Consider the following 3332-nt stretch of genomic DNA (forward strand, 5'->3'; position numbering starts at 1 on the left):
GGGTTTCACCGATGCTTGCGCCGTGCACCCACGCGAGGTGTCCCCTCGGCCGATCGCGGCCAGGATAGCCTTGTCGTTCGCCGAGGCGACTACGTTCTTCCAGGCCCTTGCGCTGACGCCAATAGAGCAGGCCGAGAACGGCCGGTTCAAGGGTCGCGGTGATGGCGCCATAGGTCCTGACGAGAAGGGGAAGCCTCATCGGGCAGCGCCCCCCGCTGCCGGGCGGCCGGACTTTTCGGCAAGGGCGATCGTCGGGCGACGGGCGCCGGGATCGCGGGACCCAATGAGGGAATAGGCACGCGCATGGACATCGTCGAGCGCCTGCTCGACCTTTTGGCGCAGCGTCTCGATTGCGCCTTCATCCGCTTCACGTGGTACGGCGATGGGATCGCCGAGCACGATCGCGCCGCGGCCGAAGGGCAGGCCGATGCTGGCGCGGTCCCAGCTCTTGAAGTCGATCCGCCGGCTMGCCACGACGGCGACCGGAACGATCGGTCGGCCGGACAATTGCGCCAGTGTGACGATGCCCACACCGCACACCCGCGAAATCTTCGGGATGTCGGCGGTCATCACCACCATCTCGCCCTGAGAGAGGGCGCGCAACATGCCGCGCATCGCGGCAGCGCCGCCCTTTTTGCGCAGGTCGCGTCCGCGCGCTCCCGAACCGCGGATGGCGCGAATGCCCAGATGGCGAAGGGCGATGGCGTTGAACTCTCCGTCACCGGAGCGCGAGACGAGGCTTGCCGCCCGGTCCTGCGCCCGTTTGGCGAAGTGGATCATGAAATGCTGTCCGTGCCACATGGCCGCGATGACGGGCATCTGCGGGCCGATGCGGTCATAGGCATCGGCAGGCTCCATCACGAACCGGTTGGTTCGGCGCACGAGACGCAAATATCCGGCGACCAGAAACCCGAGGGTTTCCTGGACCGGGCGCGATCTCGTGAAGCGTTTGAGCAGAGCCATGCGAACCAGCGTCAGTCCTGCGGTTCGAGGAGGCGGTGGAGGTGGACCACGAAATAGCGCATGTGGGCGTTGTCGACCGTCGATTGCGCCTTGGCCTTCCAGGCCGCGTGAGCGGTGGCATAATTCGGATAGATACCGACGATGTCGAGCTTCGATAGATCCTTGAAATCGATTGATTCGAGATCGGTCAATTCACCGCCGAAAACGAGATGAAGCAATTGTTTGCCGGGCGTATCGGTCATTGGGACGAGCCACTCCTTTCAACCGTGAGAGAACAGGGGTCGGACTTCAAGATTTCAGCCCATGGTTCCGGTTCTCATGGCCTCAATGACGCGCGGATGCAACCATGACGGAACGGCAATCAATTCACCGTGGGTCGGCCGGGGACGGTTATAGGTCGGCACGTCGCCGTTGAGGTCGATCAAACGGCCCCCCGCCTCATGGAGAATGAGATCCGCGGCAGCGATGTCCCAATCGTGCGAATGGGGCGATGCGAGGCCGATATCGATCGATCCGTCCGCGACCCGGACGATCCGCAAAGCGAGCGAGGGGATCTTGGGCAGACACTCTGCCGCACCCGCATGAGCCAGATAGAGATCCGTCATCGGCTTCGGACCGGCGATCCGCGCCGCGGCGGCGCTGGGCTTTTCGGGAACCAGCAATGCGCGGTCGTTGAGTAAGGCGCCTCCCGCACGCCGCGCCTCGTACAATCGGTCGGTGACGGGCGCGTAAATCATCCCGAGGATCGGCACGTTGTCCTCGAGGAGTGCGATCGACACGCACCAATCCGGACTGCCGGCGGCAAAAGCCCGTGTCCCGTCGATGGGATCGACGACCCAGACGAACCGCTCCCCGAGGCGCGCGGAATCGTCCGTGGTCTCTTCGGAGAGCCAGCCCCCCGGGTGAAGGGCAAGCAGGCGTTGCTTCAGAAATGTATCGACCGCGATGTCGGCTTCGGTCACCGGAGACTTGCCGTCCTTGAACCAGAGGCGCGCCGCGGTCTGCTCGCCCGCACGGAAAAGAGGCAGGGCAATCGCACCGGCCTCACGTGCAGCGCGGCGAAGGTCGGGCAGCAGGGTCTCGGCGGCAAAGGAGGTTGAGGAAGCGAGCATTGCGATAGCCTATCAAACCGTCGGTTGTCTCCCGAAGCGTGGCCGGTTCATCGGCGTCATCGGTACCAGATCGAGGCCCTCGATGCAGGCCTGTAAAATGAGCATCGCACGGGCATTTTTTGTGGCCCGCAGTCGCGCTCGGACCTCAGACGTCACATCGTCTTAGTGAAGGCGTCGAGAACGAGACCGGCGAACAGGATGAGACCCGCATCCCGGTTGGCGCGAAACAGCTTCAGTGCGCCGATCCCGTCGTTGCGATCGACCTTGAAGATCTGCCAGGCCAGATGGCCGGCGAAAAGTCCTAGCCCCAGAAATCCGAAAAATCCGACCCCGACGAGGGTGAAGGCCGAGGCAAGCGCGACTCCTGTCGTCACATAGCAAAGGGCGATACCGAGCTTGACCTTGTCCCCGAAGAAACGCGCCGAGGATTTGATCCCCGCGATCTCGTCGTCCTCGATGTCCTGCAACGCGTAGATCGTGTCGTATCCCACCACCCAGGCGATGGCGCCGAGATAGAGGACAACCGGCGCCGCGCTCAAGGTTCCGATCGCGGCGGCCCATCCCATCAGCGCGCCCCACGCAAAGGCAAAGCCGAGCACGATCTGCGGCATCCAGAAGAACCGCTTCATGAACGGATACAGCGCCACGATGGCGAGGGACGCGAGCCCGAGGAGAATGGTGAAGCGGTTGAATTGCAGGAGCACCAAGAGGCCGACGAGGCATTGCAGGACCAAAAACGTCGCGGCGCTTTTCGTGGTGATCTGGCCGGAGGGAAGAGGCCGATCCCGGGTCCGCTCGACCCGCGCATCGAGGTCACGATCCACGATGTCGTTATAGGTCGAGCCGGCTCCGCGCATCGCGACCGCGCCGATCAAAAACAAAACGCAGTGGAATACACTTGGCCACGGCCTGCCGTCGGCGATCGCGGCCAACGCGGCTGACCACCAGCACGGCAACAGGAGCAGCCACCAGCCGATCGGTCGTTCGATCCGGGCGAGGCGCAGATAGGGGCGAAGAACAGGTGGTGCGATCCGATCCGCCCAATGTCCGCGAACGGCATCCGGTAAGGATGGGGCGGCGCGATTCATGGCCGCGCCCTAGAGGGCGCCTTGAGGAATCTTGTATTCGCCCGTCAGGCCGCCGCCGCCGAGGAGGCCCTGTCCGCCGCGCTGTTGAGCGGCTTTGGCCTGCTTTTCCATCTGTTCGACTTTGGTGGCTGCTTGGCACGCTTTACCGCGCATCTCGACGGCCTGGCCG

The 3332-nt window shown here is 63.9% G+C and carries 4 protein-coding genes and 1 pseudogene; all 5 read right to left on the reverse strand.

Annotated features, from left to right (window positions below):
- A pseudogene (locus AC1DT3_RS15715) lies at positions 1–199 on the reverse strand (3-deoxy-D-manno-octulosonic acid transferase); the annotation flags it as partial.
- A complete protein-coding gene (locus AC1DT3_RS15720) occupies positions 196–963 on the reverse strand; it encodes a lysophospholipid acyltransferase family protein (protein WP_477466179.1) in 768 nt (255 codons plus the stop codon). The gene AC1DT3_RS15720 and the pseudogene AC1DT3_RS15715, both read right to left, overlap by 4 nt.
- Before the next feature lie 11 nt (positions 964–974).
- Positions 975–1205 carry a DUF4170 domain-containing protein gene (locus AC1DT3_RS15725; RefSeq protein WP_477466180.1) on the reverse strand — a complete coding sequence of 77 codons (231 nt, stop codon included), beginning with the start codon at positions 1203–1205 and terminating at the stop codon, positions 975–977.
- Between the two features lie 54 nt (positions 1206–1259).
- A complete protein-coding gene (locus AC1DT3_RS15730; RefSeq protein ID WP_477466181.1) occupies positions 1260–2075 on the reverse strand; it encodes a 3'(2'),5'-bisphosphate nucleotidase CysQ in 816 nt (271 codons plus the stop codon).
- Between the two features lie 152 nt (positions 2076–2227).
- Positions 2228–3163 carry a 4-hydroxybenzoate octaprenyltransferase gene (gene ubiA / locus AC1DT3_RS15735; RefSeq protein ID WP_477466182.1) on the reverse strand — a complete coding sequence of 312 codons (936 nt, stop codon included), beginning with the start codon at positions 3161–3163 and terminating at the stop codon, positions 2228–2230.
- Positions 3164–3332: the final 169 nt, after the last annotated feature.

The organism is Microvirga sp. P4_G7, assembly GCF_056401005.1.